Below are 23909 nucleotides of genomic sequence, written 5' to 3'. Positions count from 1 at the left end.
TACAGCGCGCATCCGGCGCTGTACATATCCCTCAGCAAAATCAATCGCGAACAAGGCCGTCAGCGTTCATGGCATCGACATCGTTGCGCAATACATTCCGCCGTCTCTGGGCGCTGGACAAGTTTTCCTACAGCGTGCGGGTTTTCATCGCGCTGACCGGCAGCATGGCGCTGTGCTGGTACCAGAACGAGATGTCCCAGTTGATCCCGCTGTTCCTCGGGATTATCGCCAGCGCCCTGTCGGAGACCGATGACAGCTGGCAAGGCCGCCTCAATGCGCTGGCCGTGACGCTGGTGTGTTTCAGCATCGCGGCGCTGTCCGTGGAGCTACTTTTCCCCTACCCCGTGGTGTTCATCTGCGCGTTTGCCTTCGCGGCGTTCTGCCTGACGATGCTCGGCGCGCTGGGTGAGCGCTATGGCGCGATTGCCTACGCGACGCTGATTCTCTCGGTCTACACCATGATCGGCGTCGATCAGCGCGGCGGGGAAGTCACCGATTTCTGGCACGAACCCATGCTGCTGGTCGCAGGCGCCGCGTGGTACGGCCTGCTGTCGGTGCTGTGGCAGATGCTGTTTTCCAATCAGCCGGTGCAGCAGGCGCTGGCCCGACTGTTTCGCGAGCTGGGCCTGTACCTGAAGCTCAAATCAGAGCTGTTCGAGCCGATTCGTACCCTGGATATTGAAGCCAAGCGCCTGGAGCTTGCCAAACAGAACGGCAAGGTCGTCGGCGCGCTCAACGTGACCAAGGAAATCATCCTTAACCGCGTCGGCAGCGGTCGCCCGGGCTCGAAGGTCAGTCGCTACCTGAAGCTGTACTTTCTGGCCCAAGACATCCACGAACGGGCCAGTTCGTCGCACTATCCCTACAACTCCCTGGCCGAAGCGTTTTTTCATAGCGACGTATTGTTTCGCTGCCAGCGCCTGCTGCGCCAGCAAGGCCGCGCCTGCCGTGACCTGTCGGCGTCGATCCAGCTGCGCCAGCCGTTCATCTATGACGACAGCTTCGCCCACGCGCTAAATGATCTGCGCGCCTCCCTCGAACACCTTCGGATTCAGAGCAATCCGGCGTGGCGCGGGCTGCTGCGTTCGTTGCGGGCGCTGGCCAATAACCTTGGCACCCTCGACCGGCTGCTCAGCGATGCGAGCAATCCCGACGCCCTGGCCGACGCCACCGACAGCAGCCTGCTGGACCGCTCACCGCGCAACCTCAAAGACGTCTGGACGCGCCTGCGCCTGCAACTGACGCCGACCTCGCTGCTGTTCCGTCACGCCCTGCGCCTGCCGTTGGCGCTGGTCATCGGCTACATCATGGTTCACCTGATTCACCCGTCCCAGGGGTACTGGATCATCCTCACCACGGTGTTCGTCTGCCAGCCCAGCTACGGCGCCACGCGACGCAAACTCGGGCAGCGCATCATCGGCACGGCCATTGGCCTGACGGCGGGCTGGATTCTGTTTGACCTGATCACCACGCCAGTCCTGCAATCGATGTGCGCGGTGCTGGCCGGCGTGGTGTTCTTCGTCAACCGGACCACGCGCTACACGCTGTCGACGGCGGCGATCACGGTGATGATTCTGTTCTGCTTCAATCAGGTCGGCGACGGTTACGGCGTGTTCCTGCCGCGCTTGCTGGACACGCTGCTGGGCAGCCTGATCGCCGGCCTGGCGGTGTTCCTGTTCCTGCCGGACTGGCAAGGTCGCCGGCTCAACAAGGTGCTGGCCAACACGCTGTCGTGCAACAGCATTTACCTGCGTCAGATCATGCAGCAATACGCGAACGGCAAGAGTGACGATTTGGCCTATCGACTGGCCCGCCGCAACGCCCATAACGCCGACGCGGCGCTGTCCACCACACTGGCCAACATGCTCATGGAGCCGGGGCATTTCCGCAAAGAGGCCGACGTCGGTTTTCGCTTTCTGGTGCTGTCACACACCCTGCTCAGTTACCTGTCGGGGCTGGGCGCGCACCGCGACGCACCGCTGCCGCCTGAAGTGCGCGAGCAACTGATCGAGGGCGCCGCAGCAAGCCTTGCCGCGAGCATCGATGAGATCGCCCAAAGCCTGGCGATGCGTGAGCCGGTTGCCGTGCAAAGCGATGCCGAAGAAGCGCTGGCGACGAGCCTGGAACAGATGGCGGAAGAGATCGACGAGGGCCAACGACTGGTGCAAACCCAACTGGCGCTGATCTGCCGTCAGCTAGGCCCACTGCGCACGCTGGCGGCGCACTTGATCAAAGAGCCGGTGAAAGAGCCCGACATCACAGACCGTGCAGCTTGATGAGCTTGTCGTACGTGCCGTCCGCTTTCATGTCGGCGATCGCTTTGTCGAAATCCATAACGATCTGCTGGTGATCCGCCCGATTGAGGCCCACCAGCACATGCAGACTGTTTTCGCTGAGTGATTTGGGCAGGAATTCGACGTCGGCCTGCACGTCTGCAGGCTCGCGTTTGAGGGCAAACCGCGCCGCGTACTCGTCTTCCACCGTCAAACCGACCCTGCCCGCAGCGAGCATCCTGACGGCGATCGAGAAACTCGCCACCGGCACCTTTTCCAGGTTGGCATCGGCGTCGAATTCCGGCGAATAGGCGTAGCCGCGCACCACTGCAATCGAATAGCCGTGCAGCTGGGACAGGTTCTGAAATTCAATGGAGGCGTCTTTGCGTTTCAGAAAACGCAGGCGGTTGATCAGGTACGGCGCGGAGAACACGCCAATGCGCGTGCGGTCTTCGCTGTACCAGGCGTTGATGACGATGTCATACCGCCCTTCGCTCAATCCGTGAATCGCCCGCGCCCACGGGACTTGTTCGTATTCGGTGTCATAACCGGCGCGGCCCAGTGCCGTGCGAATCAGGTCAGTGGAGAGCCCGTCGTGCAGCAATGACACGTCGGCATAGGGCGCCCACGCATCGCCGGCGAGACGCAATGTCTGCGCGACCGCGCCTTGGGCTATCAGCATCATTCCCAACAGCCCTGCGGCGCACAGCAAACGCGTCATGCTCAGCTTCCTTGTGGCAACTGGCCTTCAGTGAAGACTCATTTTGAGCTTTGCACAACTGGTAACACTGTGATGTTTGTGCAGCAGTTCAACAAAATGACAAACCGTTAACCGCACCCTCCGTCTCGCCCGGTTTGCCGCGAATTTGGGCTTGCGCCGATATGCGTTTAGTATCCGGCATCCACTTCTTCTCGCAGGCCGGCGTCATGTCTATCAACTGGATTTGCAAACACCATACCGACCTTGGAAAAGAGCAGCTGTACGCCATCCTGCAACTGAGGGCGCAAGTGTTCGTGGTGGAGCAGAAATGCTGGTATCTGGACGTCGACGGTCAGGATTTGCTGGGCGATACCTGCCATCTGATGGCCTGGCAAAATGATCAGCTGGTCGCTTACCTGCGCCTGCTGGACCCGATTCAGCAGAACGGTGACGTGACCATCGGCCGGGTGGTAACTGCACCATCGATGCGCAACAAGGGAATGGGCCATGAGCTGATGGTTCAGGCGCTGAAGCACGCTGAGCTCCAATGGCCGGACCAGCCGATATTCCTCTCGGCCCAGGCGCATTTGCAGGGCTACTACAGCCGCTACGGTTTCAATCCGGTGGGCGAGGTCTACGTCGAGGACGGCATTCCTCACATCAGCATGCGTCGCGATCTGGACTGATCCGGCATCTGAACCCCGATGGCTCTTGCCGGGCCGGATCCATCCGGACTCGGACCACTTGTTGGACCTTTGTAGGACCTTCGTAGGACCGGCTTTAGCCGGGAAGCTCTTGAATCAACGCCCCTGACACGACGTCACGGATACCCCAGCACCGTCTTGATGGTCTGCAGATTCCCTTCGATCCAGCGGCGGTCAATCGCGCCCCAATCACGAATCCGGTAACCGCCGGCATGATTGCGGGCGCCATCAAGTTGCTCGAACTCGCAGACAATATCCAGATCAGCCAGCGCCGCGATGGTGTCCTGGGCGGTGCGCCGAGGCATGCCGGTGACGTCGGTCAGGGCCGGGACGCTGCTGGCGATGCCGCTGTCGATCAGATACGCCACATACAGGCGGCGATAAAAACTGCTCTTGGTCTTGCTGACTTCCATCAAAACTTCCTTGAAAAGCGTTAGCGGCTGATCAGCGCACGGCCGTCTGTATGTCTCGCCAGGTCAGGTAGATGCGCAGGTCGAATTCCAACTGGTGATAGCCCGGCTGCATGTGTTCGCACAATTGATAAAACGCCTTGTTGTGGTCCGACTCTTTGAAATGCGCCAGTTCGTGGACCACGATCATCTTCAGAAACTGCGGCGCCGCCTCCTTGAACAACGCCGCCACCCGGATTTCCTTTTTGGACTTGAGCTTGCCGCCCTGCACCCGCGACACCGTGGTATGCAGGCCCAGCGCTCGGTGGGTCAGGTCGAGGCGGTTGTCGAACAGCACTTTGTCGATGTTTGGCGCGTTGCGCAGGTATTCCTGTTTGAGCGACAGGGCGTAGGCATACAGCGCCTTGTCGCTCTGGATTTCGTGACGATCCGGGTAACGCTGCTGCAGATAATCCGTCAGCCGGTTCTGCGCGATCAGTTGCCGAACCTGATCCTGCAGGCCTTCGGGATAGGCCTGCAGGTATTTGAGCGGCATGGGCGTGGTGACAGTCATGGTCGAACCGGGTCGCGGGAAAAGCGCGAGTCTACCGCGTCAGTCCTGGCCGAGCAGCTGTAACGCGATCGGCAGGTCGACCGGTTCGACGAAACGCTCTGCCTCCAGGGGCGGCATCGGGTGAGCGATGAGAAAGCCCTGAATGATCTGGCAGCCGTTGTCGACCAGCCACTCATACTGCTCGTAGGTTTCGACGCCCTCGGCAATCACCTCGATATCGAGCATGCGACACAGGTCAATGATGCTGCGCGCAACGGCCAGGTCTCGGGGCGATCCCAGCATGCCGCCAATGAAGTGCCGATCGAGCTTCAGAGTGTCCAGATCGAGGTTGCGCAGGTGGGCAAGGGAGCTGTCGCCTGCACCGAAATCATCCAGCGACACCCGCACGCCGATGTCATGCAGGTTCTGCAGCTGCTTGCGGCTGTGCACCAGGTTATGGACCAGCGATGGCTCGGTGAGCTCGATTTCCAGCTGCCGGGGTTTCAGGCCATGTATCTGCATCGCACGTTGCAGCTCGGCCGCAAGATTGGGCAGGCTGAATTGCGCCGGGCTCACGCTGACGCTCATGATCAGATCGTCCGGGAATACGTCGCTCCAGCGTTGGCGCTGCGCCGCACCCTGCTCGAAAATCCAGCTGCCGAGCTTGTTGATCAGCCGCGTCTCTTCCAGCAGCGGGATGAACACGCCTGACGGCACGTCGCCCGCGTCCGGATGGTGCCAGCGCAGCAGCGCCTCGAAGCCCCGGGTCTTGCCGGTGACGACATTGACCTGCGGCTGGTAGACCATGGAAAAGTCTTTGCCATCGATTGCCGTGCGCACGCTCTCTTCGAGCATCAGACGCGAGCGCGCGCGACCATTCATGTACTGATCGAAGAAACGATATTGCTGACGCCCTGCCCGCTTGGCTTCGTACATGGCAATGTCCGCCGCACGCAGCAGGCCATCCAGATTGGCGCCGCAGTCCGGGTATACCGCGATGCCGATACTGGCTCCCAGCGTGGCTTCTACCCCGTCCACCAAACGCCGCGCGGACACACGCTCGATCAGCTTTTCGGCGACCTTGGCAGCGTGTTCGGGGAAATCCAGCCCGTCGATGACCACCACGAACTCGTCGCCGCCCATCCGCGCAAGCACGTCGTAAGGACGCAGGCAGTCTTTCAACTGCCCGCCGACCCACTGCAACACCTGATCGCCGGCGTCATGGCCCAGAGAGTCGTTCACATCCTTGAAGCCGTCGAGGTCCAGGTACAGCACAACCAGGTATTTGCCCGCATGCTCATTGCGCAGCAGCATCCCTTCGACCGTCTGATAGAAACCACGGCGGTTCAGCAGACCGGTGAGCGAATCCGTCACGGCCTGGTGCTCGAGCTGACTGTAGAGGTCACGCACCACTGACATGTCGAGCACGCTGAGCACCATGGCACGCTGCTCGGCGGGCAGCGGCGCGCAGGACAACGAAACCGGGACCTGACGCCCCTCGGGTGTTCGCAACACGGCGTCGTGGACGCGGTAGGTGTCAGCACGGCGATAGTGATGATAAAAGCCGGAGTCGACCCATTCCCCGACGCTGGGCTCGTGCAAATAGGCGCGCAACGCGGTGCCGCGCAGCTCGCCGTCAGTCATGCCCAGCAAGCGGCAGATCGCCGGATTGGCGAAACTGACAACGCCGTCTTCGGACACCACAAGAATGCCTTCGGCCACGTTCGCCAGCACCGAGGCGTTGAATGCCCGCGCCGATTCCAGCTCGCGGCTCAGCTTCTGCAGGGCACGCCGATTGTGCTGCTGCTCCAGAAGCGCCTGAACCTTGGGCCTGAGAATATTGGGATCGAAGGGTTTGAACAGGTAATCGACTGCGCCGCTGGCGTAGCCCTTGTGCACCGAGTCGCGGGATTGTTCGTTGGCAGTGAGGAAGATGATCGGCGTCAACCGCGTTCGCAGACTGCCACGCATAAGGCGGGCGACTTCGAAACCATCCATGTCCGGCATCTGCACATCAAGCAGCACCAGATCGACATCTCGGTACAGCAAAATACCCAACGCTTCCATGCCTGAGGCGGCGGTGATGATTTCCCGGTCCTGTCGCTGCAGGACTGCGCACATGGTCACCAGATTTTCCGGGTAATCATCAACAACCAACAATACTGATTTGCCACTTAGTGGCAGGGACTGCACGCATTCCATGCTGCTACTCATCATTCACTTTACTGCCCGGGGAACGTCCCCGCTGAGGGCCTGATAGGCCATTACTCTAGCTTCGATTGGGGAAAAAAGAAGGCGGCCATAGTAGCGCCATCCAAAAAGTGCCATCCAACCGACTAACGGTAACGGCGCTGAATGTCAGGAGGACTCTGCGCTGCGGCTCAAATAGCGGCACTTTGACGTCAACCATCCGACAGATTCACGTTAACAAACGCGCCGTGGAACCGTATAAAAAGCTGCCCCCAACCCCCTTTCGCCCGCAACTTTGCTGGCAATGAGACATATCGGACGACTAGACATGATTGATTTGGGAACGTGGAATCTGAGCATTCCAGTGGGCTCGCCCCCCGCCACTATCGAGACACAGCAACTGCTTCAAGGTTACGACGGCAAGTACTTCAAGTCCGGCTCATCGAACATCACATTCTGGGCACCGGTCACCGGAAGCAAGACCGCCAATGCGATCTACCCACGTACCGAATTGCGCGAGACCTGGTCCAACGGCACGCTGCACAACTGGTACTACCAGGACGCCGACAATTACCTGAATGCCAAGCTCAAGGTCCTTCAGGTGCCGTCCTCCGGCAGGGTGGTCATCGGTCAGATCCACGTCTACGAAAGCACGCAGCCCCTGCTGAAGGTCGAATATCAGTACCTGGAAGCGACGCACATGGGCAACATCGTCGCCAAGGTCCGCTATCACCCCGACGACAAAAAAGCGCGCGTAATCACGGTGGCAGAAAACGTCAGCCTGAACGAGACGTTCAATTACGTGATCCACCTGAATAAAGCCGGGTTGCTCAGCGTGACCGCCCACGGGATGGGCTGGAACGACCGGATCAGCGCCACCTGGAGTAAACAGCAGCTTTACTTCAAGGCCGGGGTCTATACCCAGGATCACACTGGCTATACCAGCGAAGGCGGCAAGACCATGTTCTTCAACCTGGACGCCGACCACAACTAAATCGGGTGCGGTCGCTCAAGAGCCCGAGCGTTGACGTCGCGCGGGCTTTGAGCAGGCGGCCTTTACGCCGCCTTGTACTCTTTTTCTGCTGCTTCAAAGCGCGTCAGCATGCCCGGCGTCGGCCCTTTACCGACGACGCTGAACAGCACGATCGCGATGCTGGCGAAGATGAAGCCGGGGATGATTTCGTACAGGCCCAGCAGCTCGAAGTGCTTCCACACCACGACGGTAATCGCGCCGACGAGAATCCCTGCCAGCGCGCCGTTGCGGGTCATGCCTTTCCAGATCACCGAGATCAGCACCACCGGCCCGAACGCGGCGCCAAAGCCGGCCCAGGCGTAGCTGACCAGACCCAGCACGCGGTTTTCGGGATTCGCCGCCAAGGCGATCGCGATCAGCGCAACCAGCAGCACCATGGCCCGGCCTACCCACACCAGCTCTGTCTGGGACGCGCTTTTGCGCAGAAAGGCTTTGTAGAAGTCTTCGGTCAGCGCACTTGAACAGACCAGCAACTGACAGCTCAGCGTGCTCATGACCGCCGCAAGAATCGCCGACAGCAGCACACCGGCGATCCACGGATTGAACAGGATCTTGGCCAGCTCGATGAAGACGCGCTCGTGGTTTTCAGTCACGGGCCCTGCCACCTCCGGATGCGCCGAAAAGTACGCGATGCCGAAGAAACCCACGGCAACGGTGCCACCCAGACAGAGGATCATCCAGGTCATGGAAATACGGCGGGCCTTGGCAATCGACCTGACCGAGTCAGCGGCCATGAAACGCGCCAGGATGTGCGGCTGACCGAAGTAGCCCAGGCCCCAGCCCATCAGCGAAATGACGCCGATGAAAGTGGTGTTCTTGAGCATGTCGAAGTTGCTCGGGTCCTGCGCTTCGATGGCCATGAACGTGGTGTCGACGCCACCGGTCGCCAGCAGCACGATGATCGGCGTAAGGATCAGCGCGAAGATCATCAGGGTGGCTTGCACGGTGTCTGTCCAGCTGACGGCCAGGAAGCCGCCGATGAAGGTGTAGGCGATCGTCGCCGCAGCGCCGGCCCACAAGGCGGTTTCGTAGGACATCCCGAACGTGCTTTCGAACAGCCGCGCGCCAGCGACGATGCCGGAGGCGCAGTAGATCGTGAAGAACACCAGAATCACGATGGCGGAAATCACCCGCAGCAGGCCGCTGTTGTCTTCAAAGCGGCTGGAGAAGTAATCCGGGAGGGTCAGCGCATCGCCGTTGTGCTCGGTCTGTACCCGCAGGCGACCGGCGACGAACAGCCAGTTCAGGTAGGCCCCGATGATGAGCCCGATGGCGATCCAGCTTTCCGACAGACCGGACATGTAGATCGCGCCCGGCAAGCCCATGAGCAGCCAGCCGCTCATGTCAGATGCACCGGCTGAAAGCGCCGTGACCACACTGCCGAGGCTGCGCCCGCCGAGAATGTAGTCCGAGAGATTATTGGTGGAGCGGTAGGCCATGAGTCCTATGAGGACCATCGCGGCGATGTAGATCACGAAGGTGATCAAGGTAGGGTTGCTGACACTCATCGGTTAGGTTCCGGCGTTGTTTTTATAGGCGCGAGCAGAGCGACGTTCTCCTGAGGCATCAGGTTCGCAGCAAGGCTGCTCGCGTATGTTGCGGGCTGGCAAAAAGTTCGCCGCTGCACACCGCTTGAATGCACCAAAGCGGCGCATCCTAGAGGACATCCCGGAGCAGGTGCAACCCGAAAAAAGACTTCACTGAGCTTTTTTACAAATTAGATCAAAGTGCCACATATGCCGTGTTTACGGGGAGCCGCCAAATAGAGCCCTGCCCTGCGGGGCACCTCAACGGAGCTGAATCAGGGCGGTTCGGCTCAATACGGGGCACCCGTGAAACACTTTGAAAAAAGCGGTTGCACCCGGTTGCACCCTTGCAGTCGCACAGCTAATCTTGCCGCAGCTAAGCCACATGACCGTGGCTGTCATGAGGATAAGAAATGGCCACCACCACCCTCGGTGTCAAACTCGACGACCCCACCCGTGAGCGATTGAAAGCGGCGGCGCAGTCCATCGACCGGACGCCCCACTGGCTGATCAAGCAGGCGATCTTCAATTATCTGGAGAAGCTCGAGGGCGGTGCGACGCTGAATGAACTCAGTGGACAAGGTGGCAAAGACGCCGACGATCAGGGTGACCTGCCCGCCGAAAATGGCCATCAGGCATTTCTTGAATTCGCCGAAAGCATTCTTCCCCAGTCGGTGTTGCGCGCTGCGATCACCTCGGCCTACCGCCGCCCCGAGCCTGAAGTGGTGCCGATGCTCATCGAGCAGGCGCGCCTCCCTGCGCCGATGGCCGATGCAACGCACAAGCTCGCCGCGTCGATTGCCGAAAAGCTGCGTAACCAGAAGAGCGCCGGCGGGCGCGCCGGCATCGTCCAGGGCCTGCTGCAGGAATTCTCGCTGTCATCCCAGGAGGGCGTGGCACTGATGTGTCTGGCTGAAGCCTTGTTGCGCATCCCCGACAAAGGCACCCGCGACGCGTTGATCCGCGACAAGATCAGCACCGGCAACTGGCACCCGCATCTGGGCAACAGTCCGTCGCTGTTCGTCAACGCCGCCACGTGGGGCCTGCTGCTGACCGGCAAACTGGTCAGCACCCACAACGAGGCCGGCCTGACCTCCTCGCTCAGCCGCATCATCGGCAAGTCCGGCGAACCGATGATTCGCAAGGGCGTGGACATGGCCATGCGCCTGATGGGCGAGCAGTTCGTCACCGGCGAAACCATCGCCGAAGCCCTGGCCAACGCCAGCAAGTTCGAGGCGAAAGGTTTCCGTTATTCCTACGACATGCTCGGCGAAGCAGCGCTGACCGAGCACGACGCGCAGAAATACCTGGCGTCCTACGAGCAGGCCATCCACTCGATCGGCAAAGCTTCCCACGGCCGTGGCATCTATGAAGGGCCGGGCATCTCCATCAAATTGTCCGCCCTGCACCCGCGTTACAGCCGGGCGCAATACGAGCGCGTGATGGACGAGTTGTACCCGCGCCTGCTTTCGCTGACCTTGCTGGCCAAGCAATACGACATCGGCCTGAACATCGATGCCGAAGAAGCCGACCGCCTGGAGCTGTCGCTGGATTTGCTCGAACGCCTGTGCTTCGAACCGCAACTGACCGGCTGGAACGGCATCGGTTTTGTCATTCAGGCGTATCAGAAGCGCTGCCCTTACGTGATCGATTACGTCATCGACCTGGCACGCCGCAGCCGTCATCGCCTGATGATCCGTCTGGTGAAAGGCGCGTACTGGGACAGCGAAATCAAGCGCGCCCAGGTCGAGGGCCTGGAAGGCTACCCGGTCTACACGCGGAAGGTTTACACCGACGTTTCCTACATCGCCTGCGCGCGCAAACTGCTGTCGGTGCCGGAAGTCATCTACCCGCAGTTCGCGACCCACAATGCCCACACGTTGTCGGCGATTTACCACATTGCCGGTCAGAACTATTACCCCGGTCAGTACGAGTTCCAGTGCCTGCACGGCATGGGCGAGCCCTTGTATGAGCAGGTCGTAGGCAAAGTCTCCGACGGCAAGCTGAACCGGCCGTGCCGGGTGTATGCACCGGTCGGCACCCACGAAACGCTGTTGGCGTATCTGGTGCGTCGACTGCTGGAAAACGGCGCCAACACTTCCTTCGTCAACCGCATCGCCGACCAGTCCATATCGATACAGGAACTGGTGGCCGACCCAGTGTCCAGCATCGAGCGCATGGCGACTCAGGAAGGTGGTTTCGGCCTGCCGCACCCGCGCATTCCGTTGCCGCGCGACCTGTACGGCAGCGAACGCGCCAACTCGGCCGGCATCGACATGGCCAACGAACACCGTCTGGCGTCGCTGTCTTCGGCCCTGCTCGCCACGGCGCACAACGACTGGAAGGCCGGCCCGATGCTGGGCAGCCCGGTCAGCGCCGGCACTGAAGCGCCAGTCCTGAACCCGTCCGATCTGCGTGACGTGGTTGGCCACGTGCAGGAAGCGAGTCTGGAAGACGTCGATAACGCCCTGCTCAGCGCCCTCAGCGCCGGCCCGATCTGGCAAGCGACGCCGCCTGCCGAACGAGCCGCGATCCTTGAGCGCGCCGCCGACCTGATGGAAGCCGAGATTCAGCCGTTGATGGGCCTGCTGGCTCGCGAAGCCGGCAAGACCTTCGCCAACGCTATCGCCGAAGTGCGCGAAGCCGTGGATTTCCTGCGCTACTACGCGGTGCAGGCGCGCAATGATTTCAGCAACGACGCTCACCGCCCGTTGGGCCCCGTGGTATGCATCAGCCCGTGGAACTTCCCGCTGGCGATTTTCAGCGGTCAGGTCGCCGCAGCCCTGGCGGCGGGCAATCCGGTACTCGCCAAACCCGCTGAACAGACACCGCTGATTGCCGCGCAGGCCGTCCGCATTCTGCTCGAAGCCGGTATTCCCGAAGGCGTGGTGCAACTGCTGCCAGGCCGGGGTGAAACCGTCGGCGCGCGACTGGTCGGCGATGATCGCGTCAAGGGCGTCATGTTCACCGGCTCTACCGAAGTTGCCCGCTTGCTGCAGCGCAACGTCGCCGGCCGTCTCGATGCCCAGGGCCGGCCGATTCCGCTGATCGCTGAAACCGGTGGCCAGAACGCGATGATCGTCGATTCCTCGGCGCTGACTGAGCAAGTGGTCATCGACGTGGTGTCCTCGGCGTTCGACAGCGCCGGTCAACGCTGCTCAGCGCTGCGCGTGCTGTGCCTGCAGGAAGACTCCGCCGATCGTGTCATCGAGATGCTCAAAGGTGCGATGGCTGAGAGCCGCCTCGGCAACCCGGAACGCCTGTCGGTGGACATCGGTCCGGTGATCGATCAAGAAGCCAAGGCCGGTATCGAGAAACATATTCAGGCCATGCGCGACAAAGGCCGCACTGTGTATCAGGTCGCCATTGCCGACAGCGACGAGATCAAGCGCGGCACCTACGTGATGCCGACGCTGATCGAGCTGGACAGCTTCGACGAGTTGCAACGGGAAATCTTTGGCCCGGTACTGCACGTCGTGCGCTACAAGCGCCGTGAGCTGGACACGTTGATCGCGCAGATCAACGCCTCCGGTTATGGCCTGACACTGGGCGTGCACACGCGCATCGACGAGACCATCGCCAAGGTCATCGACAACGTCAACGCCGGCAACATGTACGTCAACCGCAACATCGTTGGCGCCGTGGTGGGTGTGCAGCCGTTCGGTGGCGAAGGTCTGTCGGGGACCGGTCCGAAAGCCGGTGGACCGCTGTATCTGTACCGTTTGCTGTCGACGCGCCCCGCCGACGCCGTGCAGAAATCCTTCGCCGCCCGCGATGCACAACAGGCGCCGGACACCCGCATGCAAGAGGCGATGCTCAAACCGCTGAATGCGCTCAAAGCCTGGGCAGGCACTCAGCAACTCAGCGGCCTGGAAGCGCTGTGCAGCCAGTTCGCCGAGCAATCCCAAAGCGGCGTGACCCGCACGCTCATGGGCCCCACCGGCGAGCGCAATAGTTACAGCATCCTGCCCCGTGAACACGTGTTGTGCCTGGCCGAGGATGAGACGGATCTGCTGGCGCAACTGGCCGCCGTGATGGCAGTGGGCAGCACGGCGATCGTGCCGGACGTTGAGCCGGCCAAGTCGCTGCGCAACCGTCTGCCGAAGGACGTTCAGTCGCGCATCAAGCTGGTCGCCGACTGGCACAAGGACGAGGTCGCCATTGACGCGGTATTGCACCACGGTGATTCCGATCAGTTGCGCGCCATCTGCGAACAGGTCGCTCAACGCAGCGGCGCTATTGTCGGCGTTCACGGCTTGTCCAAAGGCGAAACCAACATTGCATTGGAGCGCCTGGTGATCGAGCGTGCGCTGAGCGTGAATACCGCAGCAGCGGGCGGTAACGCGAGTTTAATGACGATTGGTTGATGGTTTGATTGGCAATAAAAAAGAGTGCCTAGGCACTCTTTTTTATTTACACCTTGACAGTCACCCATGCACGCGCAGAGCAACATATTTAGACCGGAAAAGTCACCAAAACAATACCCACTCCCGGAGACTCATAACCCTGCCCAGACAGAGGGTCACCTATCCAGTAGCTAAGCTGGACTAAAAGCCCTGCATTCTGCGTTATCACATGATTCGGTATGGTCCATTTAAGAGGGAAAGACAGAGGCGGCGTCAAAATCTCGGAACTCGCATTGGCTTTGGGCCCCTGCGCCTGGAATCGGATACCTTCAGAAGGTAGCAACTCGATGGAATCCAACACCATGGCGGCGCCGGAAGGGTCAGTAAAATCCAACTTCGGGGGGGCTAGATCGGCTCGAACTTGATCATTCCTTACGTCACTCATAATTAATACTCCTGTAAGAATCATAAAAATTCTGCCGCACCAGACAAAAAACTGGTACTTGATTTAGCTTAGCCGACAGCATTTCTTTCGCACATATAAAAAAACACCCAGCCATTTTCAAAATCGCTGAAACTTATGAAAAACAAAGTATTGACCGCCACTATAAGATGCTTGGCTATAAGGTTAATCGCCAATTAATCTAATAAGTTATGCTTCGAGCAGGACCAGACCATGAAATGTCTCTCGACAAACAATGTATTTCAGACGTGGTCTATTGAGCAGATGTTAGGAAAACCTGGATCTGATTATTTCAGGGGGGTCGGCAGGACCGGCTTTGGCCTTTGAAAGGGCTCCGCCGATTCACAACATTGCCATGCGTAGGTAAGGAGATCTTCCGGGCTAGAGCCGGTCCCACGTTGAACTGCCCCTAACTCACCGTTCTGCCCGAGCATCACCCAAATCAATCTTGCTATTCACTTCATATAACCCCTCTTAGACTCGACGGCATTCCCAAGAAAGGTACGCCGCCATGTCCGAGACGCTGCTCAGTTCCCGCAATCTGGCTTTCGAGCTGTATGAAGTGCTGGACGCCGAGGCGCTGACCCAACGCGAGCGTTTCGCAGAGCACAGTCGGGAAACCTTCGATGCGGCGATCAGCACGGCACGCAACGTCGCGGAGAAATACTTCGCGCCCCACAACCGTAAAAACGACGAGAACGAGCCGCGCTATGAGAACGGCGCAGCGGTGCTGATCCCGGAAGTAAAACCCGCCGTGGACGCTTTCCTCGAGGCTGGTTTTCTCAATGCCGCCCGGGACTTCGAAGCCGGTGGCATGCAGCTGCCGACCCTGCTTTCTCAGGCCTGCTTTGCCCACTTCCAGTCCGCCAATGCCTCGACGGCGTCCTACCCCTTCCTGACCATGGGCGCGGCAAATCTGATCGAAAACTTCGGCACCGATGAGCAAAAGCGGCGCTTTTTGCAACCGATGATCGAGGGTCGCTTCTCCGGCACTATGGCTTTGACCGAGCCCCACGCGGGCTCGTCGCTGTCAGACATCCGCACCCGCGCCCAGCCCGCCGCAGACGGCAGCTATCGCCTGCGCGGCAACAAGATCTTTATCTCGGGCGGCGATCATCCGCTCTCCGAAAACATCGTCCACCTGGTCCTCGCCAAACTGCCCGACGCACCAGCGGGCGTTAAAGGCATTTCCCTGTTCATCGTCCCCAAGTTTCTGGTTAACGATGACGGCAGCCTCGGTGAGCGCAACGACGTCCTCCTGGCCGGCCTGTTTCACAAGATGGGCTGGCGCGGCACCACGTCTACCGCGCTGAACTTCGGCGACAACGGCAACTGCGTCGGCTACCTGGTTGGTAAGCCCCATCAAGGCCTCAGCTGCATGTTCCAGATGATGAACGAGGCGCGCATCGGCGTCGGCATGGGCGCAGTCATGCTGGGTTATGCCGGTTATCTGTATTCACTGGAATACGCCCGCGAACGCCCCCAAGGCCGACTGCCTGACAGCAAGTCACCGGACGGCGCGCCGGTGTCGATCATTCAGCACGCCGACGTGAAACGTATGCTGTTGATGCAAAAAGCCTACGTCGAAGGCTCGTTTGACCTGGGTCTGTACGCCGCTCGCCTGTTCGACGACACGCAAACGGGCGAGAGCGAGGAGGTGCGTAAACACGCCCACGAGCTGCTCGACCTGCTGACGCCCATCGTCAAGTCCTGGCCCTCGGAGTTTTGCCTGAAGGCCAACGAACTGGCGATCCAGATTCTCGGCGGCCATGGTTACACCCGGGAGTACCCGGTGGAGCAGTACTACCGCGACAACCGCCTGAACCCGATTCATGAAGGCACCCACGGCATTCAGTCGCTGGACCTGCTGGGCCGGAAACTGGCGCAAAACGGAGGCGCCGGGCTCAAGCAACTGATTCGTTTGATCGCTGATACCTGCGAGCGCGCGCAGGCCCATGAATCGCTGACGGTATTGCGACAACCCTTGGAGCAACTGGTCACCCGCCTGCAAGGGGTCACCCTTGGATTGCTCACCGATCTGGGCCAGGGCAAGGTCAACGCGACACTGGCCAACTCGGCGCTGTACATGAAGGCGTTCGGGCACGCAGTGATTGGCTGGCGCTGGCTGGCGCAGGCGATTCGCGCCCAGGAAGGGTTGGAGAAGAACGACGAAGCCGATAGCGACTTCTACAAGGGCAAGTTGCAGGCCGCCCGGTACTTCCTGACATGGGAAGTACCGGGCTGCCATCATGAACTGGCGATCCTCGAGCGCCGGGATGATGCGTGCCTGACGATGCACGACGCGTGGTTCTGAGTGCCGCGCTCACCTGCTACCAGTCGTGTCCATTTCCGATTTCGACAGGCGCTTTGCGTTTGAACGGGAAGAAGTGATCCTGCAATGCTTCCAGCTGCCGCTGAAACGCGGCGGAGCGAACGGGCAGGTGACTGGGCGGATCGATGCCCAGGTGATAGTAGTCCGGCCGCTGCTCTCGCAACACATCGTTGAACAGCGCCGGGCCCGTCAGCTCGAACACGGTTTTGCGGTACCCCTTCATCGCCTGCGAGGTCAGCAACTCGGTGACCGGCGTGGAACGATCAACCGTGGGAGGGGGCGTCTCGAAAAACCCGGGCTGCGCCTGGTTTCGCAAGGCCAGCTCTTCGCTGAGACGAGCAAGCACAGGGTTTCCCGCATGACTGGCGAACAGGCTATTGCCATAGCCGCGAAAATCCAGCGAGGGCACAGCAACCGCTTTGCCGAGCAGCAAGTCGCCATGGGCCGCCTCAAGATGAACACCGTTGATGGAAGCGGTCAGCACATCATCGGAGTCCATGTAGATGCCTCCGTAGGCGTCGATCAGGGGATAACGGAGGATGTCGGAGGCGGCAGCATAGTTTTTACCTGCACCGCCTCGTGCCTCGCGATACAGCGCCTGATGCCTGCCGCGAAGGAACGCGGCGAAGAAATTCTCATCCTGCAGGTTCGACACCGCCAGCGACGGCGCACGACTTTTCACGCTTGCGCGAATGCGATTCAGCGTTTCCTGACTGTCCACATCCACATGCAAAACAGACTGAAAATCCGGGCTGCGATTTGCGTTTCTGATGAGGTTTTCCATGCGGGCTTCCTCCAGCGGCTGATCGCCCACCCAGATGTAGTGAATCTTTCTCGGTATCGGCTTGAGGTGAGTGGGCATCGTGGGCAGCCGTGGCAGTTCGACCACCTCGACGTTGGCGTGCGGGTTGATAGGCTGGGGTTCATCCAGCACGCTTCGCGACTGCCAGTCTCCATTCTGGTCCAGCCTCAGCCCTCTTGAGTCGGTGCCCGGAAGCTTCCAGGTTTTCGCGTCGTCATCGTAAATGACCCCGCGCTGTCTGCCATCGATCATGATCGAATAACGCCCGCCAGACGTGCTGACGCCGTCGATGGGAATCGCCACCTTGATCGCGGGGGCATCCGGCTGCAGGAAACCACTCTGGGTCGGTGGCAGGACCTCGGGCAGATCAACGATCGAGACGCCCTCAGTGGGGCCCGCCGCCTCTCCCCGGAGGTTTTCGCCACCCGGCTCGATTTTCAGTCGGTTGGCGAAGGGCAGATAAAACCGCTCCACTTCCTCCAGACGTTCCGAATACGCGACGGAGAGTATGTTGCTGGTCGCCCGATAGTTTCCGGTCAGCAGCCCCGCATAATCGGGCCGGGACGACTTAATGACGTCCAGGAACAAACCGGGTCCCGTGATACGGGACACTTCGGCGAGATACCTCTTGGCGTCCGAGGACGAATGTTTGAGGGCCCTCAACGCCTCTTCCCCCAGCTTGAATCTCTGGTGCAACGCTGTCTCCATCGCTCTGAGCACCGGATTATCCCGATGGCTGGCAAAGTGACTGTTTGCAGGGCCGACGTGCATGAGCGTTTCGGAGCTGACTGACCTGCCCACCAGCACATCGGAAGGGCCTGCGGCAAGTGCCTGGCCCTTGAACGACTGGGCCAGGACATCATCGCAATCTATGTAGATGCCCCCGTACTCCCTGATCAGGCGGTACCTGAGCACATCCGCAGCGGCCGCAAGGTTCTGGTTCTGGCCATGACGGAAGTAGGCGTACGGCTCGGCACTTTCCTGTTCGTACAGGGAAAAGCCATCGAAGAACTGCTCGTCCTGGAGGCTCGAAATGGTCATCTGGGGAAAGCTGGAAAATTCAGCCTGCAACTGCTGCTCGGCGGTCAAGCCGTCCACTGTTGCGGAGTAATCGATATCGACATGAAGTGCGAACTTGAGATCCGGACTGGTCCTGATGTTCTGTTTGATCGTTTCGATCAGGTCTGGTCCGGGCAATCCATCGCCTAGCCAGATCTGATGAATCGTACGATCGATGGGCAAAGACTTCGCAGACACGCCTGGCAGCCGCGGAAATGTGTAAACCGTGTCATTCACACCGGCGCGAAGGCGGCCTTTGACGCTCAGATAACGACGCTCGTCCCCCACGCTCCACTTGCCGTTGTTATCCAGCCAAAGCAGCTCCTCAGTGACTTTATGTCTCCAGCACGCGACGTCAGCATCGTAATACACGCCCGTACCTTCCGGCGTATTCATGGCGTAAAACCGATGGACCTGATGACCGGCACTGTCAGTCAGCGTCCTCTGCTCAATGCCGTCCATCGGCACATCGATCTGAACCCGGGGCTGTGCCCGAACGCGCTCGACAGGTGCAGTCACGCCCTGGTCTTTCGTGGAAGCCGCTGTGACGGCATCGCCATAGCTTTCCCCTCCCCGCAGTCCAGGCCTCAGGTCCAGGTCTGAATAGAACCCATTAAGGCGCTTGATATAAGGACCTTTGATGGCCGCATCTTCGGGAGAGAAAATCCGGTACTGCTTGACCGAATCGACCCGCTCGACCCGGTAGATCTTCGAATGAATCCTGGCGAAATAAACGGCCTCGCCTGACGCCGGATCGACGGATTTGTACACGGCGCCGACGTCATCGCGTGTCCAGCTGCCCGAAAGATCAAGGGGCTCGCTGTACTCGAACCGGGTCAGCTCCGCTCGTAAACGTGGGGGCAACGATCGAAGGCCCTCTGGCTCAACACCAAACGCCTTCGCGCTGTCATAACCTGCTTCGTGCTGGGTTTTGCGCAGCAGGCGACTGTGCTCTTCCTGCGCCAGTCGGGCCTCTCGTGCGCTTGCATCTTCGTTGGCTCGCTCGTGCGCCTGCTGCGCAATCTCCTCATCGATCTCCTGCTGTTGTGCAGACGCTGCCGCTTTCTGCTCGGCGCTCCGACTGTCGATCACCTGCCCCACTTCATCTGCCGCACCCGGAACGACTTCGCCTGCACGCTGCGCCGCAGCGGCTGCGTCAATAATCTCCACGGCGCCCTGGGCAATGGCCGGCACCGCATTCAAAACACCGAAGACAAGGCGGCCAACACCGTTTTTTCGTTCTTCATAGGTCTTGCCCTCGATCACCTCGTCTGCCCCTAGCCCCAGAAGCGCGACCGACATCGCCGCCAATGGCAGCCACAGCTCGGGCACGACCATTGCGATGGCTCCCGTGACGCTGATGGCGGTGGACAACCGCTGCGCGAGCACCTCTTTGCGGTAGTCGCTTTGCGTGCGAATACTCAGCGCCGCATCAGAGCGCTGACGATCCTGCAGGCTTTGGCGAAAGTGGGAAAACGGCCAAGGGGAAAGTGCGGCCCCGAGCGCGATCTCCCGATAAGGGGGCCAACTGCCTGTCGCACCGTTCAGCAGGTGCGGAAAGACCGCAAGACCGGCCAGCGTCGTATGGAGACCGCTCAGAAAAAGACCGTCGCTGTCGTCTTCAAGTTTGAAGTGACGCTCCAGGGCCTGCCGTTTGCGGGGGTCTTTACACTGCAGCGCGATCCAGTTCTGTAGCGCTGTGAGATCGTTGAAGCCATGAAAAGGCGACGAGTTGCCGGGGATATAAACCACTAGCCGGCCTGTCTGTTCATCCCTGATCACAATGATGTCGGTCGCTGCATAGCGATACAGAATGAGTTCGCGGAACGTGAACGCATGGGAAAGAGGTGCATCGCGGAATGATTCGAATGTCAGTTGCTCCCAGGCTTGTGACGGATCGAGGCCCAGGGACTTGAGCACCAGCGCTTTGTCCTCCTGGCTCATCGAGCCTTCGGAATGCTGGATGTAGGCTGACTTGAGCAAGGCAGCCTTGAGAAGCAGGTTGTAGTCACCGCCATGCTGTTCCCAGAACGTGTCGAGCGTCCTCTCGTAGTGATCGAGCAATGCGTTATCCCAGACGAAGGCCTTGAACGCCTTGGGGTCGATGGACGTGTGGGTGGAGGCATCAAATCGCTGCGGGGAGGTTCTGCGATAAACGGCCTCATAGGCGAAACAATCCGGAAGGTTCAGAGGCGTGGGCGAGACACGTGCGGGATACCCTCCCTCGCGATACGACTGCACGTGACCCAGATGATCAAACCAGTCGCCGTTACCTGCCTGCTGCCAGTTATGCATCAGCGCGTCGGTCAGCGTGAAGGCGTGAGCGATGTTGGCTCGCTGGGGCGCAGCATCCTGACCATTGAGGTACAGCGTGGTGATCAGCAATTCATCAGGGTCAGTTTCTTCCGGGAAGTGCTGGAGCAGGTAGGCTTGCGCCTGCGTGCGTGCGTAGTCATGGGGCGATTCGTACCGCACGTGCTGCTGACCGAGCCAGTCGCTCAGCAGCGTGGCGTGAGCGTCGACTTCTTTCCCGGGGGCAGGCTCGACGGGCCACCCGTCTTCGTCGCGCGGCACGGGTGGCTTATTCCAGCCACTGTCTTCCCAGTCTTCGCCTCGCTGGCCACCCCAGCCCGAAGGTCGCGAGCTGTCGCGGCTGCGCTCAGGCGCGTCAGCTCTGCGCTGCAGAGCGGTCGTATCCTTTCTGTCTTTCATAACCCGACATCCTGTCAGTGAGTGAGCCCTTAGAGTCCACCGACAGGCACGGCGGGCCGCCATAGATAATTATTGCTTACGAAATGAGCAGGCAGTTCAGGGTTGTTGAGACGGGAAAAAACAATCGACCAACACCCGCCCGGCGCTTCCCAGTCGGGCCGCGTAACCCTGGCGACTGAAAGGCTCTGCGGTTCGCATGTCGAGCAATTTTCGGCCCGGGACCGGACCGGTGACTTCGCGCAGCTGTACTTTCATGAACCGGTAAAACGTCCCGATCACTTGCTCGATGCTGTCGATCTGAAAATAGTGCCCGGGCAAAAAGATAGCCTCGGCCTCGTCCGGACTCGCGGAGAACGGCGCGATGGGTGCCGCGCTCAAGTACTGTTTTTCCGGCAGCACAAACACCACGCTGGTGTCGTCGAAACGGACCGGGGTATTCGTGGCACTGGCATGGGCGCCTGCCTGACTGCTGGCAAAAGTGCGCGCCTGATAGGGATTTTCGCTGAACGAGGTGATGTCGGTATTGACCAGCACATCGCCCACGGTCACCTCGCCAGTGCGAAAAAAGGCCCCCGACGTACCACGCGCCCCACTGCCGCCGCGATACAGTGCGACGTCATTGTTGTACCCCAGCGTGCTGACATCCTCGACGAGCTTTTGTACCAGCGCGACTTGATCGGAATAGATCGCCACGCCGGTTCGCAAAAACTGGTTATACGCATCGTCTTCGTGGGTGTAGTGCTTGATGGAAGAGCCGACGTATTCACCGTCTGCGGTCTTGAACACGCGATGCCTGGCGCCCCACTGATCAAAATGCACGTCTTCACCCTCGGAGTCGGTCGAGACTATTTCCTGTGGCTCCATGCAGAACACTTCCACCACGGCCTTTTGCCGGGCCAGAGCGGCCTCGGAATACAGCTGCTCATCAAACAGGTTGAGCTGCATGAAGCGATCCCAGAATGCCGATTGCACGCTGGAAAAGGGCGTCGCAGGCGGCGAAGTGACCGCCAGGGCGCCGGCGTCCATGGGTGCACCGCCAGCAAGGCCCGGGATCGGAAGCCGTTCCCACCGGCCTTGCCCATCGAACCGAACCGGGCATCTGCCACTGAACGCAAACGGGTTCTGGGGATCGACGATGACCCAGCTGCCCAGGCTTTCATCGAGGCTCAACCGATACGCCTGCCCGTCGATGAACGCCCATGTCTCGCCATTGCCCAGCCGATATGTCCCTTGATAGAGCCCTTGCTCCGAGACCGGCGTCAGCGATTCAAGGGCAACGTTGTTGCTCATGCCGGACAAAGGATCGGTGGCCACGGGAGTCGGCAGGGCATCGGCACCTGCGCTCAGCCCCGTTGGGCTTCGGGGCCTCATGGGTTCCCTGACATCAGCCCCCAGGCGCGACAGCAGCGGCAGGTTCACGAACAGATAAATAGCGCTGGCGATGGCGCCCAAGATACCCCGCCTGCGTTGTTCGGCGTTTTTAGCGTTGACCGCCTGATCGATGCTCAATCCGGTGCTGATCAGGCTCGCGCCCACCACAGCCAATGCCAGCGGCCAACCCAGCGGCGCCAGATTGCCGAACACGGAGAGAAAGGCGTTCAGATACCCCAGCCAGATCTGCTTGCGAAGATCGCTGTTATCGGTCAGCAGGGTGGTGGCGTCAGCGGTCATGTCGTGACGGGCGACATCACGAAGATAGGCGAACGGATCACCCGGAATCGGTGCCGCCCCGCGATTGACGAGTCGATCGACCCCCGCGTTATCGTGGTCGCTCATCAGCAGTTGAGTCACATCGCGCTGAAACGCACCGCGGTGCGTGTCCCAATCGCTCGCCGAATGCAGAAAGCGAGCGCAAATAGCCTCTCGAGTGCCAAGGGAAAGGAACTGCGCCTTCAACCATTCGTACACCTGTTGATGGGTATCGAAGCAGTAGAAAGGGGTTTGCGCACCGCAGACATAGACGATCTGACGGCCACCCTCATCGACAACACGCAAAATGTCCCGAGCCTTGAACGCGCCCAGTTCCAGATGGAACACCGATACCGCTGACGTCGCAGGCGCGGGCTCACGCAGCTGCTCAAGCGTCACAGAGTCACCCCCGGCAGTCAGGACGCTGCGCAGTACGTCGAAATCCGTCGCCGACAACAGACCTCTGCTCAGGCTTTCTCCCGCAGACGCCAAGTAGCGCACCTTGGCAAGTACGCAGAAGTTGTCGCTGTGCTGTGCCCAGAACCGGTCCATCTGGCGCCGGTAGCCCGCACTGAAATCGAGGGCCCAGAAATCGTTGAGCACCTCTGCCGGAAGCATGCGCACTTCATTCTGTTCATTGAAAACGCCATGTTCGGGGCCGTCGGTGTAGAAACCGCCATACACCGCCAGCTCGTCCGGGGCTTGCTGCTCGCTAACGTCGAAACGGCGAATCACCAACTCGGTCATCGTCATCGACTTCACCGCCTTACCAGCATGCTGCCATCCGGTAAAAGACCGTGAACTGCTGCTGGCGGTTGAGAAACGATGCCAATACACCTGATCAGGATCCAGATGCTTACCGGTGTGCCTGAAAATGATGTTCTGCGCAGCGGACCTCGCCAGCGCGTTGAGATCGGGGTAATCGGCGACATAACGGCTCGCCATTTTTTTGAGCTGACGCTCATCCGATTCGGGTAATGGGTGGGCTTGTACGTTCATGGTGATCACTTCTTCTGGATAGAAACAGAAGGTGACCAGAGTCCACGCCAGTGACTGGCATAAATAGGTATTACCGCCGTCATCTGGGAAACGTGTATGCACAGCGGCATGCGAGTGGCAGGCGGGCCCTGCGGCAACA

The 23909-nt window shown here is 60.1% G+C and carries 12 protein-coding genes; 5 read left to right on the top strand and 7 right to left on the bottom strand.

Going from position 1 to position 23909, the window contains the following annotated elements; all coding sequences use genetic code 11:
• Nucleotides 1–68 precede the first annotated feature (68 nt).
• Nucleotides 69–2276 carry a YccS family putative transporter gene (gene yccS, locus SLW75_RS25840; protein ID WP_296311173.1) on the top strand — a complete coding sequence of 736 codons (2208 nt, stop codon included), beginning with the start codon at nucleotides 69–71 and terminating at the stop codon, nucleotides 2274–2276.
• On the opposite strand, the gene SLW75_RS25835 is transcribed toward yccS, so the two are convergent.
• Nucleotides 2257–2994: a substrate-binding periplasmic protein gene (locus SLW75_RS25835; RefSeq protein ID WP_410935789.1), complete on the bottom strand. Its 738-nt coding sequence runs from the start codon at nucleotides 2992–2994 to the stop codon at nucleotides 2257–2259. The genes yccS and SLW75_RS25835 overlap by 20 nt on opposite strands.
• Nucleotides 2995–3200: 206 nt before the next feature.
• Between SLW75_RS25835 and SLW75_RS25830 the strand changes: the two genes are divergently transcribed.
• Nucleotides 3201–3659, top strand: a complete 459-nt coding sequence (locus tag SLW75_RS25830; RefSeq protein ID WP_065986732.1) for a GNAT family N-acetyltransferase — start codon at nucleotides 3201–3203, stop codon at nucleotides 3657–3659.
• Between the two features lie 134 nt (nucleotides 3660–3793).
• Here SLW75_RS25830 and SLW75_RS25825 read toward each other — a convergent pair whose 3' ends face one another.
• The 3 genes from SLW75_RS25825 to SLW75_RS25815 are packed head-to-tail and all read right to left on the bottom strand — an operon-like array spanning nucleotide 3794 to nucleotide 6821.
• Nucleotides 3794–4090: a helix-turn-helix domain-containing protein gene (locus tag SLW75_RS25825; protein WP_065986572.1), complete on the bottom strand. Its 297-nt coding sequence runs from the start codon at nucleotides 4088–4090 to the stop codon at nucleotides 3794–3796.
• Between the two features lie 31 nt (nucleotides 4091–4121).
• The gene (locus SLW75_RS25820) at nucleotides 4122–4622 is read right to left on the bottom strand and encodes a YgjP-like metallopeptidase domain-containing protein (protein WP_410935796.1); all 501 of its coding nucleotides are present in this window, start codon (nucleotides 4620–4622) and stop codon (nucleotides 4122–4124) included.
• 57 nt (nucleotides 4623–4679) lie between these two features.
• A complete protein-coding gene (locus tag SLW75_RS25815; RefSeq protein WP_410935788.1) occupies nucleotides 4680–6821 on the bottom strand; it encodes a putative bifunctional diguanylate cyclase/phosphodiesterase in 2142 nt (713 codons plus the stop codon).
• Between the two features lie 316 nt (nucleotides 6822–7137).
• On the opposite strand from SLW75_RS25815, the gene SLW75_RS25810 reads away from it, so the two are divergent.
• Nucleotides 7138–7803: a polysaccharide lyase family 7 protein gene (locus tag SLW75_RS25810; RefSeq protein ID WP_065986578.1), complete on the top strand. Its 666-nt coding sequence runs from the start codon at nucleotides 7138–7140 to the stop codon at nucleotides 7801–7803.
• Nucleotides 7804–7865: 62 nt separating this feature from the next.
• Here SLW75_RS25810 and putP read toward each other — a convergent pair whose 3' ends face one another.
• Complete coding sequence (gene putP / locus SLW75_RS25805) at nucleotides 7866–9350, bottom strand: sodium/proline symporter PutP (protein ID WP_065986581.1); 1485 nt, start codon at nucleotides 9348–9350, stop codon at nucleotides 7866–7868.
• Between the two features lie 431 nt (nucleotides 9351–9781).
• Between putP and putA the strand changes: the two genes are divergently transcribed.
• On the top strand, nucleotides 9782–13735 hold the full coding sequence (gene putA / locus SLW75_RS25800) for a trifunctional transcriptional regulator/proline dehydrogenase/L-glutamate gamma-semialdehyde dehydrogenase (RefSeq protein ID WP_410935787.1): 3954 nt from the start codon (nucleotides 9782–9784) through the stop codon (nucleotides 13733–13735).
• A gap of 953 nt (nucleotides 13736–14688) precedes the next feature.
• Nucleotides 14689–16491, top strand: a complete 1803-nt coding sequence (locus SLW75_RS25795) for an acyl-CoA dehydrogenase (RefSeq protein ID WP_410935786.1) — start codon at nucleotides 14689–14691, stop codon at nucleotides 16489–16491.
• A 16-nt stretch (nucleotides 16492–16507) separates the two neighbouring features.
• On the opposite strand, the gene SLW75_RS25790 is transcribed toward SLW75_RS25795, so the two are convergent.
• Nucleotides 16508–21082, bottom strand: a complete 4575-nt coding sequence (locus SLW75_RS25790; protein WP_410935785.1) for a dermonecrotic toxin domain-containing protein — start codon at nucleotides 21080–21082, stop codon at nucleotides 16508–16510.
• A 96-nt stretch (nucleotides 21083–21178) separates the two neighbouring features.
• Nucleotides 21179–23770, bottom strand: a complete 2592-nt coding sequence (locus SLW75_RS25785; protein ID WP_410935784.1) for a dermonecrotic toxin domain-containing protein — start codon at nucleotides 23768–23770, stop codon at nucleotides 21179–21181.
• Nucleotides 23771–23909 lie beyond the last annotated feature (139 nt).

Origin of the sequence: Pseudomonas sp. W5-01 (genome assembly GCF_046540435.1) — a bacterium.
GTDB lineage: Bacteria > Pseudomonadota > Gammaproteobacteria > Pseudomonadales > Pseudomonadaceae > Aquipseudomonas > Aquipseudomonas graminis_B.
The sequence above is the reverse complement of the archived record's forward strand: the minus strand, read 5'-3'. Positions and strand labels throughout refer to the sequence as shown.